A 20,049-nucleotide genomic window follows, 5' to 3' on the forward strand; every position below is an offset into this window, starting at 1 on the left:
ATGGCACCATGCGGTATATCTGACATTTAGGTTGAAGATTCTGACAGCCTTTCTCCAGGGCCTGCGCTGCTCGGCAGTATTAACTGAATCATAGTCCCGCTTCCAGGGGTACTAAGAATAGAAAGTCCATAAGCTTTCCCATAGTGGAGCTGAATGCGTTGATGCACATTTAACAACCCGATGCCTGTTTGAACTTCTTCAACCTTGCCTGTTAGCGCTTTCTGAAGTTCCAAGAGTTGAGCCGGCTCTATTCCCTGGCCATCGTCAGTTACGGTCAACACTAAATTCTCTCCTCGAAACTCACTGCGGATTTCTATCGAACCTTGACCCAGCTTCAATTCCAACCCATGCACGATGGCATTTTCAACCAGCGGTTGCAGAATAAAACGAGGAACAACTACATGGAGTGTGCAAGGAACCATGTCGATGTTAAATTGAAATTTGTCGGCATAGCGGTAGTTTTGGATATAAATGTACTTGTTCACATTCTTAATTTCTCGATCAAGTGTCACCATTTCTTTCCCTTTGATGGCTTCACGCATTAAATCACCCAATGCCTTGGACAGCTTACCGACATCAGGGGCACCCTGTATGCGCGCCAGCCAGTTAATCGTTTCCAGTGTATTAAACAGAAAGTGAGGGTTAATCTGAAACATGAGATATTTTAACTGGGAGCGTTGCTTTAGCAGCTCTTCCTGGTACACCTGATTGATGAGATAACTGATTCGTAAGATCATTCGGTTAAAGTTACGGCTTAAAACGCCAATTTCATTCCGTGAATTATATTGGAAGCTAACATCCAGACGGTCGTGCTCAACATTCTTCATCATGTCCGATAGCTGTCGGATTGGTTTGGAGATGCTGTTAGACATGTAGTAAGCAAGAATGATTGCCAGCACGAATACGGAGAGGAAAATAAGGATCATCCAATTTTTCAATATGAGCGACTGGATCAAATAATTTTCTGCGGGAATGACGCTGACAAGCTTCCATCCCATATCTCCAATTTGCTGGTAAGTGATGATTTGTTTTCGTCCATCCACCAGTTCAGAAAAGTTACCTTGCTTCCCACCGCTGATAATACGGTTAATGTAAGATGCGTCCGGCCGAACATTAATCATGGACTCGTGTTCGTGAGAGATTATTTGACCGTTCTGATCAATAATGTACAATTCCCCTTGATTGTGCAGTTTAATCTGGCTGTAATACTGATACAGGGAGGTTTTCTTATATTCCAAGACAAAATAGCCAATCTTTTTTAAATTGTCTACATCATAAACCGAGCTTCCCCCTGCAATAAAAAGGGGTTCACGTTCCAGATTTAGCCAGATCAGATTGCCCTTATTGTTCATAATTTGATCCCAATCCGTCTTATTTAACTGGGCCGATAGAGACCGGGCGTCACCCGTTTGAAACACAAGTCCGTTTAATGAAATGAGATGAACGTTCTCGATGTCTTCACGGTCAATAATTGCAGCGTATAATATTTGACTAACCCCGTTGGAAAGCGACAAATAATCGACCATGGACAATTGTCCTGAATTGGCCTGCTCCAGTGCTCGGCGTACTTCAGGATTCGTGAAGATAGCGTAGTACAACCGGTCAATCTCACGAAGATTCAGTTCAATATTTTTGCTGACCTCACCCAGTAGATCAAGCGTATAATCGTTTGTCTTTTCTTGTATGAGTAAATTGGATTTTTGGTAAGTCAATGTGCCAATGATGGCAAGAGGAATGAAGTTCAATAACAGGAAGGCGATAAAGAGTTTATTGCGAATACTTAGATCGGTGCCTGCTTGTTTGATTTTCGACAGCAACACGGTCCCACGCATCAAGGCTCCTCCGTTTCCATCTGGCTAGATTGCAGCCGCTTACGAAAATCTTGTGGCGTTACTCCATAATGCTTTTTAAATATTTGACCAAAATAACGTGAATCACGAACTCCAACTCGTTCTGCAATTTCATACACTTTTATTGAAAAATCAGCTAACAAGCCGACGGCTCTTTGCATGCGTATACGTACAAGAACATTCACGAAGTTATCGCCGGTTTCTTTCTTAAACAAGCGCGTCAAATAATCGGGGTGAAAATGATAGCGTTGCGAAAATTGCTGGATCGTAAGGTCCTCCATATAGCGACTTTCCATCTCTTGCAGGATATTCGTAATCACACCGCTCACACTTCTTAAGGATGTATCCGCCTTTACTTTACCCTCAAGTATGTACTGATACTCCTTCAACCGGTCCTGTACATCTTTAGTGGCTTTCTTCTGTTCTCTTTCACTGATTATCGAATTTTTTGCTTTTCTGCACACGTTCATGATCTCATCCGGATCAGTCGGCTTCAATACGAACCCTGAGGCTCCAAGTTGAATCGCCTTTAAGGCGTAATCAAGCTGATGATATGCAGTGATAAAAATGACCTTGAGCTGGGGATGCTCGTTTCTTGCACATTCCATAACTTCAAGACCGTTCATCCCAGGCATACGGATATCGGTTAGTAAAATATCCGATCTGTGGGAACGGACTAACTCAAGCGCCTCTAACCCATTGCTTGCTAGTCCTGCCAGAACAATTCCTTCTTCCTCCCAAGGTAGAATCGATAAACCTTGTCTAGTGATTTGTTCATCATCGGCGATAACGATACTTATCACTTCACCGCCTCCTTTCGTAAACGTTTTCTTTTTATTCGTGTCTATTTACATAAATTACAAGTGTTACACTTATATTACTTCGAGCAACTTAATTATTCAATTCAATATATTCTTACGGCTGGTGAGTGAGGTCGTTAAGCTATGGTGTCGCGAACCCATCCGTTAGTCTGACTATGACGAACAAGAATTACCGTAGAAAGGTGAATGGTATGGATATCCCGATTGAGCGCGCTTGCGGTTTGGATGTGCACAAGAAGTCTATTACCGTTTGGATCATTCCCCCCCTCTTTGGCTTCACCTTTGGAGATCTGATTCTTACGTTCCTGATATACCTCGTGCATAGAAGAAGATAGCAATTCGTCAGGCCAGCTGCATCCCTAGAGTCAGCTACTTTTACTGTTTTGGAAAAATGCCCTGGTCTGATTGCTGAACTGGAAATATATTTCCTGGTGATGTCAATTAATATTAATTTCCAATTCTTATCTATTTTTGTTAAAATGACTTTGTTCCAGAATAACTGGATACATTTTCTAATACAACTAAGGGGCTGGGGATTTGAAAAAATGGCTGGTTGGTATGAGTGCAACGTTATTGCTATTTCCACAAGGCAGTATTTTTGCCGCAACTTCGAAAAACATTCAGGTTTCTTTTAACAAAGTCGATATTGTCGTGAATGGACAAGCTGCGGCCAGTAATAATATTTTGTATGACGGCAGCACTTATGTTCCTATCCGAAATATCGCAGAAATGATGGAGAATTTAAACGTTACTTTTTATCCTAAAGAAAATGTGGTTAATATTGGCGCGGTTCCTGCTGGCAAACAAGAGCCGGGTGTCCCTTCCGCGCAGTCGGACAACTCTAAGGATGATGTACTGGAGGAAAAAAGGGATACTGCGATTGATGTGGATTTTGACGCGGTAACCATCATGGTTAATCTCGAAAAAGTGGAGGCCAACAACCTGTTATATAACGGGCGGACCTATGTACCGCTTAGAGCTGTTTCAAATATTCTAGGATTAAAGGTTACGTATGATGAGGCTACGGATACAGCATATATTGGTGAAACTCCTGAAGGAGTAACGCTCAAACCTTCGGAACCCTCGAAAAACTCCCCTGAGTCTTCCGCAAGCGGCATGTATGACGTGCCTGGACAAGGAGAAATGGCCGGCTGGATGTTGCTGAAGGGACATCCATATGAGGATATGGCGGAGATTTATTATAAAGTCGACGGCAACATAACTTCCATGTCTGTTAAAGACATCCGTAAAATAGACATGGACGAAGTGATAACTTGGGTAGATGATGATGGAAGGACAATGAAAAATACAAAAAGAGACCTTTACAAGTTATTCGGAACGTTCAGCAACAAATATACGTCGGATTGGTTTCTTTCCAAGTTTGGTGATGTTTATACGGACTATTTTACAGTAAGTACCCTGCCGGCCGATCAGATAGTTGATCAATATTTGAAGGAAACAGGGCAGGTAAAGCCTCCTGCAAGCAACGTTACCCTTAAACCGGACTCCGCTATCACCGTAGTAACTCCAAAGTCGGGCTACAGTAAGTATGAAGATGGAACTATTGTCTTTTACGCATATGATCGGTCTGGTACATATAAAGGGGAATTCATTGACCGGGATGATGCTAACTACGTCAGCTTCCTCCACGAAGGGACCCCCGAGCCCCCAAAGCTATCTGACAAATGGATGTCACTAGCCCTGTTGCGGCAAATATATAAAGTAAGCTACCAAGATACCCAAGTAGTAATCAACCAGAAAGACCAAGAAGTTTTGCGACTCCCTCTTCCATCCAATTGGAATCAGATTGATGTGAGGGAGACCACTTCAGGTAATATCCGGATCAAGAAATTTGATACTGGAACAAATAAACTGATTACGGAAGCCTGGATTGACGAAGATACTTTATATAAGAAGACTGGAGTTAAGTTCACTTTCACCGGCAAAACCGGTGTTGATGATTATGCCCTTTATGGACCCACTCAAGAGAAGTCCGAAGAATCTCGAAAGTTGCTTGAATTGAAGCTTCCTAGTTCATGGAACAATAGCTCCAAGGGAGCTAACACGGAAATTAATGGACTGCATTTGAAAAAGGAGAACGGGAAACATTTCTTTTTGGTCGAAGATTTGAAAAAAAATGGGATCATCACCATCAGTAAGGAAAGCAAGGATTTCACCATCTATTTGAATGTCGATGATCTGATCGCTGCCGGACTTATTAAATAACGTCTTTAGTATGGGCGACCCCGATAGCGAGCAGAATACGTCTTATGTTGTCACCTTGCTCCGACCAGAGCCTGGAAATCCAGAAACCATGATCCGATATATGCTGACGGGGACAGTAACCGTGCAAAAGAAGCAGCTTGTACGAAGACATTGGCTAATAACTTCAGTGTTCTTGGGCAGGGCAACAAGCATTCGAGCGGCTTTAGCACTTTCGCTAACGTAGTGGTGCACAGTCCTAACATCGGGGTTAATCATGTATTGAACACTGTTAAATAGACCCTCAAGCGGTTTCGTTTAGCATCTTTGGGAATAGAACCTTCTTTATGTCCAATATTGGAAGACAGTGAGGGTGCCCCTAGCCACATTCATGGCTTTTGGGACACCCTCTTCGTCTTCATTTCCATATTAAATTGACCGGAATACTTAGCTTCCTATCTGAATTTCAGTAAATGTATCATATATACGGTTTCTCTTGTCCTTCTCTTCCTGACTGAGCCCTTGGGCATCTGCAATCTCATAGCCGCCAAAGGTATCATATAGTCTTGATGAGGGGTCGATTTCCACGTAAGTACACCAAGGCAGCCAGTGGTAGTGACTTTGCAGGATTTGACTGGAAAAGTTGCCTGATTCGTGCCCCAAGCTGGGCATGATATAGCCAATGCTGCCGTCCACATCATTGGATTGTCGGGTGTTCTTATGAATGAACTCGGCAAAATCGAGATAATGCGCATCACCTGTAATCACATAGAGTCTATAGTAGGTATATGAACAGGCAGCCATATACACATCGGCCCCCCCGCCGATGGTGATCATGCTCTGCCCACTAATAGAATACTTGTTGAATGGATGCTTCGGCCAAGGCGTAGTCACAGGGAATGTCCACGCATAGGTCCAGGTTTCGGTATAATCGGCAGCTCCAATCGCGCTTTCCAGCCACTTATTCTCACCGGTCAAATCATACAAGGCTAGGAAGCCGAACAAAGCGTAGATCCCGGCCTCTTTATCCATGATGTCCATGTTGTCGCAGGTGCCACCACGGTATTCCATGTTTAAGTAAGCATTGTTATACGACCAATCCCCCGCCTCGATCGCAGCGGCTTTATATCTTTCATCACCCGACGCCAGATAGAACTGCACCAAGAAACGAATCACACTAGGCGTGTTGGCCTTGGAGTCCATGCGGATGGAGCTGTCAGTATTGTATGCACGGAAAAAACTGCCGTCTGTATTCTGAATGTTCACAATCCAATCAGCGGTTTTTCTGCAGAATTCTAGCCACGCCGGGCGATCGTCGCCTATCTTGCGCATATAGAGGTATGCATCCAGAATGGCCTCAATCCCGTCAGCAAGCATTCGGATATAATGAGGATACGGCTCAAACTCCTTAATACCAGGATGGTAGCACATATGCGGCAAACCGGACTCGGTCATCGCCGTACGTACCCAAAAGTCAATCATGTTCAAGCCTTTTTCGAAGGCTTCGGGCACGTTTTCCTTGTCGCCGTAACGCAGCAGCTGATAGCCGATCCCGGGCTGTTGTCCGACAAAGCCGAATTGGAAGGAAACGCTGGATACATCCATGTGGGGGAGTTGGCAGGAGAAGGGCAACCCGTACGAATCGCCGTACTGCTGTGTGTATTGGGTAAGCATCCTCATGCAGTTGTGAAAATGGAGCTCATTATCGACAACAAATAGCTTGTCGCGCATCCGGTCATAGGTCACCCTCCAGATGTCTCTCATCATCAATTGGAAGCTGCTATAGTGTCCGAAATTTACTGCCACAGCGTAGTTCTGCTCAAATCCGACCTCAACCGGGTGGCTCACGCGCTGGAAGGATTTAAACTCGTCTTTGAAGTCAAGTCCCGCATACCTTCTTGCGGCAGGCATCTGACCATCGCAGCCTGGGTATACATAATCAATAGACAAGCCGTCGATTTTCGTCTCGAGCTCCTTGCGAACAACAAAGCCATAATACAGAACATTCATGGTTCTGCTTTCTGGCCTACTCATGCCAACGGCTCCTATGGTAAATTTGGGATCCACTTGATTTGCGGCCTGTGCAATATCCAGAGACCGCATGGTTACGTCTGACGTCCAACGGGATATTGCCGCCATTTCGCCTGATGCGATGCTTTGCATGGCAAACAAAGGCAGAGCACAAGCGGTCTCCAGTCGCCAGAAATACTCGCAATCCAGGTCTTTGCCAAAGGCATTCTCACGCGCAAATTCGTTTTGCTTATACCATACACCGGGGGCGAAGCAGTTATAGTCATGCGGATCGTCCGATTCTGTCATGACCAAGGAGAGTTTGGTGGAAAAACCAAGGTCTCCTCCCGCCTTCAGCACCTTTACGTTTCTGCTTACCTTCAATCCGGCTCCAGTTGCCTCATAAGCATCTGTGAAGGAAAATTCAGATCCGGAGGGTACGGTTAATGTACCTTGGGCGGTGATGGTATCGCCGGAAGCAGAAATCTCGCAGTAAGTTTTGTCATAAAACTCGCTAAGGGCAACAGCTGTCTTTACCGTTACAAACATCGGACGTTTATTGAAATATAGAAGCTTTCCGTCCTTGTGTACCTCAACGCCGCCGTCCTGAAAGATAACGGTATAGTCACCGCATACTAGCTTCATGGATACATCTCCTTTTTATTTTTATTGAAATATTGCTTCACTAGGAATTTCATTACATCGGCAGGTTGTTCCCTGACAAACTCTGGTTTATCTTTGAATACCATTCCGTACGGTGCCTCAGGCGTATAGGGCTCCCACTGCGGCATCTCCTCTCCAGTGGAGTCTTCTCCATTCGGATCTCCGGAACGGATGAAGTTTGCCCAGTAGTTGCACATCTGACGTGCAAGATCATAATGTTTGCCGACAAATGGCCTCCAGCATTTGGCCAGGGTTTCAAAGAAGAACCAGAGATCCACCGAGTGGAAGGTTCCGGGGTTATCCCAACCCGGTATCTCCGCATCAAAATTGTAATAATACAGCGGGATATAGGCTCCGGTATCCGCATTGGCTTGTGAGGCAATCCGGATCGCATATTCAAAACCGCTCACAGAAGCATTCTTCACTATTTCATCTAAGTTGTCCGACTGAGCCTGGAAAAGAGCAACAAATTGTTCGGAATCCTCGCCAAACATATGGGCAGCCATTTGCCGGAATTCCCCCAGCGTCTTGATATTCGGAACACTGAAAAATTCGGATGAAGTGTGCCCCCAGAGCACCGGTGCCATCTGTCGCTTGTTTTCTAGGAATAGATCAAATGCGTTGCCTATGCAGAATACATGATCTACAACGGTACCCCAGAACCCAAACCCCTTATTATATTCCAGCATCTTGTCACGGAGATATTCTGCATCCAGCTTACGGGCTTCTGCAAGGGAGGAAGCTCCAATAAATTCAAAGAATTTCAGACCCTCTTGTTCCGCCTCCACCAGATTGTGCCGAATTCTGGGCATGCGGCCTCCCGGATAAAGCGGCGCTGAGACACCGCTCTGAATAATGGCTCTCCGAAAAAGACCTTCGTTCTGCGGCGAAGTGAGCTGGCTCATGACGCTCCCGCCGCCGGCCGATTGTCCGCCAATCGTAATGTTGTCAGGATTCCCGCCAAATGCCGCGATATTACGTTTAACCCATTGCGTAGCGAACTGCTGATCAAGGTGGCCGAAGTTTGCGGGAGCTTCCGGAGCTTCCATCGTTATTTCCGGATGGCATAAAAATCCGAATACGTTCAGACGGTAGTTAATCGTTACTACCACGATGCCCCTGCGTGCGATGCGTTCGCCGTCAAACTCCATCTCAGCCGTATGACCGACCTGCAGCCCGCCGCCAAAGTACCATACAAACACCGGCAGCTGTTCATCAGAACTGTTAGCCGGAGTCCATACATTCAGATAGAGGCAGTCCTCGTCCATGGAGATGTCCGGGTCCACAGCCCATTCCCTGGTATAGATATTATTTACATCAATCTTTTGCCTCACCTGCATCGAAACCGGCGCGAAATCGTATGCTTTCAACACGCCTTCCCAATCTTTTGCGGGCTGCGGGGCACGCCAGCGGTTCTCGCCTACGGGGGGCGCGGCGAAAGGAATACCCTTGAAACTTGTGATTCGAGGGTCGGCTGCCGGCAGCCCCTGAACGATACCGTTTTCAACTCTCACTACTCTAAGCATACTTGATGCACCTCTCTTCAATCTTCAATGATTTGTTTATTTCACAAGGCAAATCACATTCCATGAAAGCTTTTGGGTCAGGGCTATCACTTTACCGTTTTCCATTTTAGTTTCGAGATTTTTCGTGGGCTTTATCGCATCCTGATTCTCGAAGCTATTCCCCATTTCCAGATCATCGGTGTACATCTCAATATGCTCGGCGAACTTATAACCATCAAAGCCGCGAACGTCCAGGTTGACCTCGATGTCATCCTCAATCCCCCGGTTGATGATAAAGATGTAGACCTCGCCCTTTTCCTCATTTTGTACTGCGGCAGCTTCTATAGCTTGAACATTTTCGTAGGCGTGGCACTGATTAGAGCCTGTAAGGGCAAATTGTTCGGTGTTGAAGGTCGGTCCGTCAACCACAGGCAGAATGGAGATACCATCACGGGCTAGCTTATTTATCTGGTAATATGGATAATATGCTGCGTTCTTCCACACATGTACGCCGTTAAATGCCAGGGCGTTTCGAATACCGCCGGTCATGCAGCCTATCTTGATCCGATCCGCATGACGCAGGAAAGTCAGAAGCACGGAAGACATAGCAAGGGCGTTCAGCATTTGATAGGAACCAAACCTTCGCTCTACATAATGCTCCGGATCATATCTTGTAAAGACATTGTCTCTGGGAGCAAACTGGGCATAACTCTTCGTTACATCCTGCCAGCCTCTGCGCCCGAAAAGAACCTCGCCCTGCTTGCCAAAGTTGCAGCCGTATTCGTCGAAGGAGATGTACATTTTCTTAGGCGTACGCAGCTTGGTTTGCAGATAGTCACAAATGGCGATAGTTGTCTTAATATAGTTCTCAAATACGGAGGAAATGTTAAGATAGTTGGCGATGTCGCCCTCCGGCGCAGAGTGGTAATGGTGCAGGGATACGTAGTCTACCGATTCGTAGCACTGCTCTAGCGCCGCCATTTCCCATTCGGGGAAATGCTTGTAATGGTCAGAGGTACCCGCAAAAACGGTTTCCGCCTTGTTGTCAATCCATTTGACCATTTTGGAAACCTCATGGGTACGAATGCCGAAGCCCAACGGATCCTTTTCCCAAGAACCGATCTGCCAATGACCGTCCATTTCATTCCCAAGATACCAGGTCTTGATGGGATAGGGGTCGGGGTGCCCGTACTTTTTGCGCAGGTCAGACCAATAGGTGCCGCCGATATGACGTGAATACTCTACCAAGTGTGCGGCGCTCTTGATACCTTCCGTACCAAGATTGAGGGTGTACATCGGTTCTGTATGGACACGTTTGGTCCACTCCATGTACTCGTCATGGCCGATTATATTCGGCTCAACCTGGAACCACGCCAGGTCCAGCTGTGCCTTACGGTTTTCAACCGGTCCGATAGAATCCTTCCAGTCCCAGCCCGAAACCCAGTTACCTCCGGGAAAGCGAAGGGCTGGCAGATCAAATTCCTTGACAGCGTCTATAACATCACTCCGAAAACCCATGTCGTCCGCAGTCGGGTGTTTGGGATTATAGAGACCTCCATATACCCAACTACCGATCGGCTCGAGAAACGCACCAAACAGTCTTTTATCTACCCTACCTATCTTATAATCCGGTTGTACGGTCACCTTTGCCTTCTTTACCATCAAAGAACCCTCATTTCCTGAATGACTTAAGCCTTAATTGCACCTACCAGCATGCCCTTGACAAAGTGCTTTTGTAAAAAAGGAAAAACACACATGATAGGGATCATCGTTACAATAATTGCAGTCATTTTCATACCTTCCGAAAACTTTACATCGGTTTGTACATTCGAAATATTCATCTGCTGACTGATCTGGGAATCGATAACAATAGACCTTAAGGCAAGCTGTAGGACAACCAGGCTGCCTTTCCTGATAAATATCATGGCATTAAACCATTCATTCCAACGGTCCACGGCATAGAACAATAAGATTGTCGCGATGATAGGCATGGATAATGGCAATATGATGTTAAAGAGGATCCGCCATTCACCTGCTCCGTCAAGCTTAGCCGACTCCATAAGGGATATCGGTAACGACATGAAGTAGTTCATCATGATGATTAAATAAAATGAATTCACTCCGTAGGCCAACACAACCGACCAAATGGTATTAATTAATTGCAGCTGCTTCATTAACAGGTACATGGGGACAATACCGCCATGAAACAACAGAGTAACGACAACAAAATAAACGAAAAATCTCTTAAACGGAAAATCGGGGCGGCTTAGCCCATAAGCCATACTTGTCGTCAGAAACATGTTGAGCGGCAATCCAATGACAAGGAGCAGCAATGTTGTTCGGTAGCCCACCCATATGCGTCCGTCTTCAAACAAGGCCTTGAAATTTTCAAGTGTAATTTCCGTTGGTATCAACAACACCGTTCTTTTTAAATATTCCTGCTGCGTTGATAAAGATATTGCAGTAACGTTGACAAACGGTAAAATGATGGCTATAGCAAACAATGTGAGAATAACCAATAGGACAATATCTAATGATTGTATTTGATTATGACGATAAGCTTTCTTCGGTATTAATCTAACATCCGCCATATTCACTTTCCTTTCCCATATTCGCATCCGATTTATCCCCGAACCGACTTTTTCCTGGACGGAAAAAGCCCTTCCGCGCCAAGCCATTTACAAACCTGATCAGCGAATAGCAGCAGAGCAAAGTTGATTACAGATCGGAACAAGCTTACTGCACTTGAGAAAGAAAAGTCGGCGGCAGACTGAAATGTAATTCGATAAATATACATATCCAGGATTTCACCGGCTTTGGCAGTTGCAGCATTACTGATATTAAAGATCTGATCAAATCCTGCATTCATCAGATTGCCAACGGATAAAATCAACATAACAACAATTGTACTTTGTATGCCTGGAAGGGTGATATACCACATCGTCTGCAAACGGCTTGCACCGTCGAGCTGAGCCGATTCATATTGTTCCGTATCAATTCCTGCAATAGCTGCCAGATAGATGATCATGACCCACCCTGACGACTTCCAGTTCTCGGTAATATATAATAAAGATTGAAAAATTTGAGTGGAACCAAGGAAATTGACTGCCTCCCCCCCAAACATCTTGATCATACCGTTTATCATGCCTTGAGTATTTAAAGTATTAATCATAACGCTGGCAACGATAATCCATGACAAGAAGTGGGGGAATGTATAAATCGTTTGTATAGCCTTTTTATACCTGTTCACACGCACTTCATTTAACATTAAAGCCAATACAATCGGAATGGGGAATTGGAATAGGATCCGTCCTGCGTTAATCCACAGCGTCTTCCAAATGGATTCAATAAATGCGGGATCTCTAAACACATAGGTATAATTTTCAAGCCCGATCCATGGACTTCCAAATATACCAAGATTGGCTTTATAGGTTTTGAACGCCAATGTCAGCCCATACATGGGGATGTAAGCAAAGATGATATACCATATGACTCCCGGTAATAGCAGGAGGTACACTTCCCTGGACTTCAATACGCGACTCATCAAGGACGAAGAATTCGTTTCTAAGGACGACTTCTTCTTTTCCGCGACTATATTCTCCATTTGAACCCCCTCTATCAGAACAGATATAAAATCAAGTAGCCGGGCACATCATATCGGATCCACCGCAGCTACTTGAGGCCTATGAATCGAAAATATTTGCTGACTATTTGGCCAATTTTGAGTTCAGTTCATCAAGAACCGGCTGGATGATTGACATCTTCGATTCCACCCATTTCTTCCAGTTTGCCTCTATATCCCCTTGCGTAGTAACAAGATTAGCGTACTCTGTGTTGTAATCGATTTGGGCCCTTCTTTTGCTTGGAGAATCGTAGGTGTATACATCCCAGTTCACTTTTGTAAACGTTTCTGGAGTGCCTTTTTTCGATTTTTCAGCATAAAGCTGCTTTGACATATCCCTCAATCTTTGGTCAGAATTTGGATTGTCGAATGCGAAATCGTCAAACAGAATCGTACTGCCTAGCAGATAACCATTGGAAGGATATTTTCCGTTTGCGCCGCCAAGCGGCTTACCTTCTTTTACTTCGTCGTAAAGCGATTTTACTTTGCCATTGCTGTCATAGGCCCAATCTACATCCTTTAACCCCATATTGGTTATTGTATTGCCCTCTGGAGTAGCGTTATAATCGAGTACATCCATATAACGCTCAAATTTTTCATTGGATATATTCGGATTAAAGACGATGGTACCCCAGAAATTAATGAGGTCTTCCTGGTGGTAATTTCCATCTTCCCCCAAAACAATAGCCATATGAATGTTTTGATAGGGGTCAAGTTTTGTATTAGCCTGAAAATCGTTAAAATAAGTCTGAAAAGCCGATGTCGGCGCCTGGAAGTAGGTAGCTCCTGCATTCCCTTTGACATTAAAGTAAGAACCATGCTCTTCGTTTTTCACAGTGAAGAAGTCCTTACTAAGAACACCGGACCGGTAGGCTTCAGAGAACACCTTAAGCCCTTTCAAAGTATCCTCAGAAGCCCCGCCCCATTTATACTTACCGTCTTTGTCTTTGTAGAAATTATTGTAATGAGTGCTGTTTCGTGCAACAAACAAGTCAACGGCGTGGTTCGTATTCTCAGCAACCGGAATTAGTTTGTCGCCTACCTTTCCGGGGTCCTTTTCCTTGATTAGCTTACCATACTGAATAATCTCAGAGGTTGTGTAGGCGGACTTGATAGGAAAACCCACAGCTTGAGCCCAATCTTTACGAATATATATGGCTGGATGATTCGACAATGGATCACCGGGCAAGTTAGACATAAAACGTGCTCTTGGAATGAAATAAGTCCCGCCAAAGACTTTTTCCATCTGAGGCCCGAGCGATGTTTTGCTAAACACTTTTGCTACGTTAGGCCAGCGGGTTTTCCAGTCGTCAGGAAGCTTTTTGATAAGTCCCTGATCGACAAAGGCAGCGGCATCTGCATGAATATAGTTATATACTGCAATATCCGGCATGTCCCCTGAGTTGATCCATATCCTAAGTCTTTCATTCCAGTTGTCCCAGTTCAGCGCTGTCATATCTAAGTCGTAGTTGAACTTATCGGAATAATACTTGGCAACGGCATCGCCATTGGTATAATTGAACCCTTCAATTCCTTGTACGGATGCCATTGTTAGTTTGACACGCTTGGAATTATCGCTACTTTTTTGATCCGACTGTTTCTCTGAGTCACTGCTGCATGCTGCAATACTAAGTATCATGGATACAGCCGCTCCGAAACATACTAAACTTCTCAACATGGTCATGCTTGATCCTCCCTTTTATTTTTCGCCCCTTGGCATTTGCTTGAGGCAGCACTAATGTTGATTCTCGAGAACGTGAGACTCTTGCGTCAATTCATCCCAGAACTGAAACATTTGCCCTTCGGGAAGTCGGGCAGTTAAATCCTGCCGATTTACTATTTCACCGCTTCCTTTCACCCGAGAGTATAATATGGACTTCCCGATGAAGCGCTTTCATTATCATTTTAAATGTGTATTTTCCAATCGCTTTCATACATAAATTTTAGCAAGTGCAAGTAAACAGCGATATGCATTGGATTAGGTTGAAATAGGATTAAATTCGGAATATTGCGAATATTCTCTGATCTTCTATATAATAAATGAATATTATTGTTGTGTTTATCAATTTATTTGAAGGAGTTTATCTATGATGAGGTTTGGTAAGTTCAATTCTATTCGAGGCCGTATTATAGGAAGCACACTTCTATTTCTTATCTCCATGGGTGTTTTAATCATCATATATAATATGGGGTTCGACTCCATCATTGAGCGAAGGGCTTATCAGACCTTTGAGCTCCTGTCTAATGAGATGGACCGGCGACTTGACATGGCAATCAATGAAATTGACAAGGCCGCCAAACGGGTATCTTACTCTACTGCCGTTCAGCAGTTCCTGTTAACGGACAATCCATCCGAATTTTTTAAATTGAAGGCTTCAGCTACCGAGGTTCTATATGACTCCACTTACAGTAGCAAAAATATAAAAAGTATTGTCCTTACATCCCGAAATATGAATAACTTTTATATAAGTGATACTTTCCGTGAGATTCGAGAAAAGGCAATGTCGGAAAACGGACTGGCTCAAGATATCACACTCCGCAACCCGATTGTTAGTAATGTATTCTTCGATAATAACGGCGGCAATAACGGACCTTTCTTTCTGTACATTCTCCCTGTCCGTTCCATTTTAGAAGGATATAGCGAGAAAAAAAATATAGCATTGTGTACAGTCGTGGTCGATTTAAAATCATTTACCGGCGAACTTAGCACCGGCATATCTAACGATGGTCTAACTGCACTCATATTTGAAGATAAAATTATAAACTCTAGCCGGGAAATGAATGAAGTTGAGAAGTCTATATTGCTAAACGCTAAAGAGGGCCGGGGCAAGGCGGACGTCAATGGAGAAAAATTTCTCACCAGTTCCGTATCGGTACCCGAATTCGGATGGCGTTTTGTTTCACTTGCCTCCAGCTATTCCCTAATTGGCGATCTTATTCCTATAAGAAGCATCGGTATCTTTATTATTCTTGTCGCCGGTCTTCTGCTTTTTTTCCAGATGCAGCTTGTGCTCCGTTCCGTGACCAATCCTATAGATCAGATCATCAATGATATGAGAAATCTTACTTTGAGGAAATCTGTAGTCAGGGTGCGTATTCCGAAAACTGTCGAACTTGCCAGACTTGCTGAAGATATCAATGAAATGCTGGAGCGAATTGAAATTTCCCAAAAAGAGATTAGAAAATCCCAGCAGAATCTCTACCAATCCATGATTGCCCAGCAAAAGGCCGAATTGCTCTCATACAGAAGCCAAATAAATCCGCACTTTCTTTTTAATACCTTGGAGTGTGTACGAAGCATGGCCCAAGTTTATGGTGTTAGATGTATAGAAGATATCTGCATATCAATGGCCAGCATGTTCCGTTATTCAGTAAGCACTGGAACCATCGTTACCCTTCAAGACGAGATAAAACATACTTGCGACTATCTGAAGGTAATGAGCCAGCGTTTTCCGGGCAAGTACACAATAAAGCTGGATATTCAGCATGAGGCAATGAACCATCCTATACATGCCATGTTTCTCCAGCCTATCGTTGAAAACTCCATTCAACATGGTTTTGCAGAAAAAATACCGCCCTGCATCATAAGAATATCAGGCCGGCTTCAAAAAGATGGATCCCTTTTACTAAACATTGCCGATAATGGTGCCGGCATATCCGATGAAGAGCTTAAAAAAATAAATAACTTTAACCAGCCGATAAACGATAGTACCACAAATGGAAAAACGAATATAGGTCTTTATAATATCCAACAGCGTCTAAAGAACAGCTTCGGTGACCAATATTTCTTTGAGGTCCGCTCTGTTAAGGGTCACTACACAAAAGTCATCATTCGTGTACCTAAAGCGCTTACATTGTTAAACCCAAATTTTACTCTTCCAACAAGCTGAAATTTTTATTGATGATGGCAGCATGCTGAATTTTTCGGTACCTACTGGGAGTAAATCCAAAAAAACGTTTGAATATTCTACCGAAATATCCATAGTCTGAATAACCCACCTTATCCGCCACTTGTTGTACTGGTGCTTCGTTTTCTACAAGCAGGTGTGCCGCCCTCTTCATTCTGATCGCAGTCAAAAAACCTGTTAGTGTAATCCCTGTTTGCTTCTTGAAAAGCTCGCATAAGTATGTTTCGGACAAATAAAATCTTTCAGAGATCTCACTAAGCGAAAGCTCATTTTGATAATTTCTGCTAAGATATACCTGGATCGCCGAAACTATAGAGTTTGCAGAATAATCAATTTCCAGTTGAGCAGAACTGACAGCTTCAGAAAACATATTATCGAAATCTTCAAACCCGGGACGTTGCACACTTATTCCGGAGCTTACCCCACATGCATCAGCAGACATCCTCCATTGATTGAAAAAGGGCTCTAGACATTGCTTTGATGAAAGCAGATAGAGGCTTGTTCCATCACTAAGCAAAAATTGTTCAACGCACATGTCCTTTTTATGGGGCCAGTTGTAATCCTTGGAATCGGCTACTGCAACGTAACAATGATTATGGACAGCAGCTGAAACAAGCACCTCTCTTTGTCTTTCATTCATGAGTTTACCTGTTTGAAAAACCTCCATTAGGACTAGGTGTTTGGCAGAAATAAGTTTTTTTCTAAGCCTTTCCACAACAGTTCTCACTTCTTCACGGTCAAGAGGCTTAAGAATATAGTGAAATACATCATATTGCAAGGCCCCGCGGGCTACCTCGAAATCGCTAAAAGCGCTTACGATAACAAACTCAGAATTGATTCCTTTTTCTCTGGATTCCCTGACCAGATCAAGTCCGGTCATTCCCGGCATTCTTATATCGGTAAAGACTATATCTGGCTGAATACGTGTAAGGCTCTTAAATGCCTTTCGCGGATCCGAAAAAGTTTCGATGACTTCAAATCCTTCCTGATTCCAGTCGATAATATTTTTGATTCCTGTCAGAGCCCAGGGTTCGTCGTCAACAAAGATGACTCTAAGCAATGCAACCCCTCCTTTATTTCGAAATGCGATGAAAAAAAGCTCTTATTCCTTGGTAGATATTGTGTTTGTCCATAACACATCAACCAAAGATAAGAGCATCTTTAAGGAAAATTATACCATAAATTTTGGTGAAATCAAAGTTGACTTTACAGTAGTCAAGGAATTTGAGTACATGGTTCAGCCGTGACATGATCCGGATGATCATAGCTATTGTGGCTGTTCGCTAAGGGCGTGAGTAGGCGAAACATTCAGGACCATCTTCAAGGTTTGTATGAAATTGAGGCTTCTCCTACCTTAATTTCGAATGTAACCAATAAAATCGTGCCATTGATTAAAGAGTGACAGAACTGTCAGCTACAGTGATTACTTCTGGATCGTCTGTTGACTCCAAATCACATCGAGCTCAATTGCATAGTTAAAAAATCGTTCGACATGCCGACAATATTGATTGATCCCTCCCAATTCTTACTTGCTTAAGGACTATTTGGCCAAGCGGTCTACGTGATGTCATTCCTCTTAAGATTTCATGCCAATCACCTCGTGAGCATGCACTTATGGAATTCTTGTAATGTACAGGCTGCGTCGTAAATGATTATGTACGATTGTGGTGTCACTTCGCGACTGAAAGCATATGGATTTGAATAAAAAAATCCCCATTCCATGGGGATCTCAAAGGGTGTCCATTGGTTTCTTTTGCAGTATGAGTACATCCATAAAGACGTCGTCCTGCTGCAGGTTCGCTAGGATACTCCGCCTTCGGCGTCGCTTATTAAGCTGACCTCCTCCCTGTAGCTTGAAGTGACGAAGGAATGAATTTCTATTTAACAACTAGCTATGCAACCCTCCCACCAACCGGCCACGGGGAAGGCAACGACCGATCGGGATTTGGATGAGGCTGGTTCGTCCATGCATGGACATCTGGTAAAGCTCGTCGCACGATCCGGCTTGAAAGCCAAGCAGCGGACGCCCATTCATGCCGAGAGCAGACGCAGCCATCAGAAGGCGCTGCAATAGCATGCCGGCTTCCATCTGCTGGATGCGGTATCCTCGATACCCCAATAGGGGAAACAAGTGATCATCGTCACCGGCGATATGCAGACAGATCGGTACTTGAAACAAATTGACGTTATGCAGGGTCATCCCCTGCTGCAGCCGGAGCCGATGATCACCTGCGAGCTCACGCCGGAGCGCGTGGGCAGTTGCGTCATAGCGATATGCGCCGTCCGGTACGCCTTCGACGTTATAGAAGCATCCGTATAACGCGAGACGAAGCGGTGCCGATTCCTCCCCGCCGTCCAAATCGTTACGATACATGAAGGAAGCCGTAGCTTCCTGCAGCAGGGCGGCTAGCTGATGCACCGTTACACGGCTCAAGACAAATTCGCTTTCGGGAGAATGCCGTGCACGGCTGGTCGCCGCCAGATCGATGCTCAGCCGCTTCACCGGTGGTAAATACACTGTCTGAAGTCCGCTTTCCGCTCGATTGGCGGGTTCTAAGCGGCGAAATGACAACAACGTATCGAGTGCCGCCGCTTCGTTCATCTGAGTCAGTTTCGGAAACTCCTTAACGGTTTTCGATCGTACGTAATAATCATGCTGGATAGCCGGCAGCTCACCGCACAGCTCATCCGCCGTGACTTGCATCTGTGCACCGCCCGCATCGTCGATCCATGCGATGTCGCGCTGTGCCGAAAGAGGTATAACCGAATAAACGTTCTCTTCTGAGCCGGATAGCCCGAGCAGATGGCCTACGGCTCGGTCCAGAAACCGGAAATGCACTCTTGATGTATAACCGAACCGCTTCGCAGCTTCCTGCAGCTGCCCAAGCAGCACTCCTGAATCAAGGCCTTGCAGACGATAGGCAAAGGTGTTGTATTTGAAAGCATTTTTCCAAACCATCGCCGAAACAAAGACAACGCCGAAGCATGAGGATAGATCACAGCGGTTGCCAAGAGCCCGGGCCAAGTACGAATCGTACTCGCCTTCACGCAGCAGCACTAAGCGATGATGCGCTACATCGTAATGGTACAGTCCGGGAACGTCGAATTCCGTGCGGAGATATATGTATAATTCGTTCGGGTACAATCCTCCTCCGGAAGGGACGAATCTACGGTACATCCGCGTCGGAACAGCAAGAGAATAGCATACTTGTGTCAGCCCGTAGACGTACCACAGAAAATGGCCGATGGTTTTCAGGTTTGGTTCAACGGGCGTTACCTGCGGTTCCAGCGTCATTGGAATATCCGAGGACAGTGGAAGAGTCGGCAGCCCGCGATAAAGCTTATAGGGAAACGGTGCATCGTCCCAATCGACCTCCCAGCCAGACGGCCCACTCCCGTTGTTGTCGGCATGAAGCTGGCGAATAAATGCTTCCAGACTCATACTGTTTCCCCCAATCGCCCTATTGT

General features: G+C 44.8%; 12 protein-coding genes and 1 pseudogene. 3 read left to right on the top strand and 10 right to left on the bottom strand.

Going from position 1 to position 20,049, the window contains the following annotated elements; genetic code table 11:
• Nucleotides 1–26 precede the first annotated feature (26 nt).
• Both CF651_RS27670 and CF651_RS27675 read right to left on the bottom strand, forming a co-directional pair.
• On the bottom strand, nt 27–1,832 hold the full coding sequence (locus tag CF651_RS27670; RefSeq protein ID WP_094018095.1) for a sensor histidine kinase: 1,806 nt from the start codon (nt 1,830–1,832) through the stop codon (nt 27–29).
• The gene (locus CF651_RS27675) at nt 1,832–2,653 is read right to left on the bottom strand and encodes a response regulator transcription factor (protein WP_094018096.1); all 822 of its coding nucleotides are present in this window, start codon (nt 2,651–2,653) and stop codon (nt 1,832–1,834) included. The genes CF651_RS27670 and CF651_RS27675 overlap by 1 nt, the downstream gene beginning before the upstream one ends.
• Before the next feature lie 555 nt (nt 2,654–3,208).
• On the opposite strand from CF651_RS27675, the gene CF651_RS27680 reads away from it, so the two are divergent.
• A complete protein-coding gene (locus CF651_RS27680; RefSeq protein WP_094018097.1) occupies nt 3,209–4,897 on the top strand; it encodes a copper amine oxidase N-terminal domain-containing protein in 1,689 nt (562 codons plus the stop codon).
• Between the two features lie 423 nt (nt 4,898–5,320).
• Here CF651_RS27680 and CF651_RS27685 read toward each other — a convergent pair whose 3' ends face one another.
• From CF651_RS27685 to CF651_RS27710, 6 genes are all read right to left on the bottom strand, one after another.
• Nucleotides 5,321–7,528: a hypothetical protein gene (locus CF651_RS27685; protein ID WP_094018098.1), complete on the bottom strand. Its 2,208-nt coding sequence runs from the start codon at nt 7,526–7,528 to the stop codon at nt 5,321–5,323.
• Nucleotides 7,525–9,072, bottom strand: coding sequence for a carboxylesterase/lipase family protein (locus CF651_RS27690; protein ID WP_094018099.1), 1,548 nt, complete (start codon nt 9,070–9,072; stop codon nt 7,525–7,527). The genes CF651_RS27685 and CF651_RS27690 overlap by 4 nt, the downstream gene beginning before the upstream one ends.
• 36 nt (nt 9,073–9,108) lie before the next feature.
• Entirely contained in the window at nt 9,109–10,713 is a 1,605-nt protein-coding gene (locus tag CF651_RS27695) for an alpha-L-arabinofuranosidase C-terminal domain-containing protein (protein WP_094018100.1), read from the bottom strand.
• A gap of 26 nt (nt 10,714–10,739) precedes the next feature.
• Nucleotides 10,740–11,642, bottom strand: coding sequence for a carbohydrate ABC transporter permease (locus CF651_RS27700; protein WP_094018101.1), 903 nt, complete (start codon nt 11,640–11,642; stop codon nt 10,740–10,742).
• A gap of 32 nt (nt 11,643–11,674) precedes the next feature.
• Nucleotides 11,675–12,655: an ABC transporter permease gene (locus CF651_RS27705; protein WP_094018102.1), complete on the bottom strand. Its 981-nt coding sequence runs from the start codon at nt 12,653–12,655 to the stop codon at nt 11,675–11,677.
• A 103-nt stretch (nt 12,656–12,758) separates the two neighbouring features.
• Nucleotides 12,759–14,357, bottom strand: coding sequence for a type 2 periplasmic-binding domain-containing protein (locus CF651_RS27710; RefSeq protein ID WP_094018103.1), 1,599 nt, complete (start codon nt 14,355–14,357; stop codon nt 12,759–12,761).
• Between the two features lie 403 nt (nt 14,358–14,760).
• Here CF651_RS27710 and CF651_RS27715 point away from each other — a divergent pair, with 403 nt between their 5' ends.
• The gene (locus CF651_RS27715; RefSeq protein WP_094018104.1) at nt 14,761–16,563 is read left to right on the top strand and encodes a sensor histidine kinase; all 1,803 of its coding nucleotides are present in this window, start codon (nt 14,761–14,763) and stop codon (nt 16,561–16,563) included.
• On the opposite strand, the gene CF651_RS27720 is transcribed toward CF651_RS27715, so the two are convergent.
• Nucleotides 16,544–17,641, bottom strand: coding sequence for a response regulator transcription factor (locus tag CF651_RS27720; RefSeq protein WP_094018105.1), 1,098 nt, complete (start codon nt 17,639–17,641; stop codon nt 16,544–16,546). The genes CF651_RS27715 and CF651_RS27720 overlap by 20 nt on opposite strands.
• Nucleotides 17,642–17,857: 216 nt before the next feature.
• Here CF651_RS27720 and CF651_RS33005 point away from each other — a divergent pair.
• Nucleotides 17,858–17,980, top strand: a pseudogene (locus CF651_RS33005) (transposase); the annotation flags it as partial.
• A gap of 489 nt (nt 17,981–18,469) precedes the next feature.
• Here the strand turns inward: CF651_RS33005 and CF651_RS27725 are convergent.
• Nucleotides 18,470–20,023, bottom strand: a complete 1,554-nt coding sequence (locus tag CF651_RS27725; RefSeq protein ID WP_094018106.1) for a SagB family peptide dehydrogenase — start codon at nt 20,021–20,023, stop codon at nt 18,470–18,472.
• Between the last annotated feature and the right edge of the window lie 26 nt (nt 20,024–20,049).

Origin of the sequence: Paenibacillus rigui (assembly GCF_002234615.1) — a bacterium.
Taxonomy (GTDB): Bacteria; Bacillota; Bacilli; order Paenibacillales; family NBRC-103111; genus Paenibacillus_S; species Paenibacillus_S rigui.

Coding starts and splice junctions, on each gene's coding strand:
- CF651_RS27670 (WP_094018095.1), bottom strand. CDS start 1,832: ATGCGTGGGACCGTGTTGCTGTCGAAAATCAAACAAGCAGGCACCGAT.
- CF651_RS27685 (WP_094018098.1), bottom strand. CDS start 7,528: ATGAAGCTAGTATGCGGTGACTATACCGTTATCTTTCAGGACGGCGGC.
- CF651_RS27690 (WP_094018099.1), bottom strand. CDS start 9,072: ATGCTTAGAGTAGTGAGAGTTGAAAACGGTATCGTTCAGGGGCTGCCG.
- CF651_RS27695 (WP_094018100.1), bottom strand. CDS start 10,713: ATGGTAAAGAAGGCAAAGGTGACCGTACAACCGGATTATAAGATAGGT.
- CF651_RS27700 (WP_094018101.1), bottom strand. CDS start 11,642: ATGGCGGATGTTAGATTAATACCGAAGAAAGCTTATCGTCATAATCAA.
- CF651_RS27705 (WP_094018102.1), bottom strand. CDS start 12,655: ATGGAGAATATAGTCGCGGAAAAGAAGAAGTCGTCCTTAGAAACGAAT.
- CF651_RS27710 (WP_094018103.1), bottom strand. CDS start 14,357: ATGACCATGTTGAGAAGTTTAGTATGTTTCGGAGCGGCTGTATCCATG.
- CF651_RS27715 (WP_094018104.1), top strand. CDS start 14,761: ATGATGAGGTTTGGTAAGTTCAATTCTATTCGAGGCCGTATTATAGGA.
- CF651_RS27725 (WP_094018106.1), bottom strand. CDS start 20,023: ATGAGTCTGGAAGCATTTATTCGCCAGCTTCATGCCGACAACAACGGG.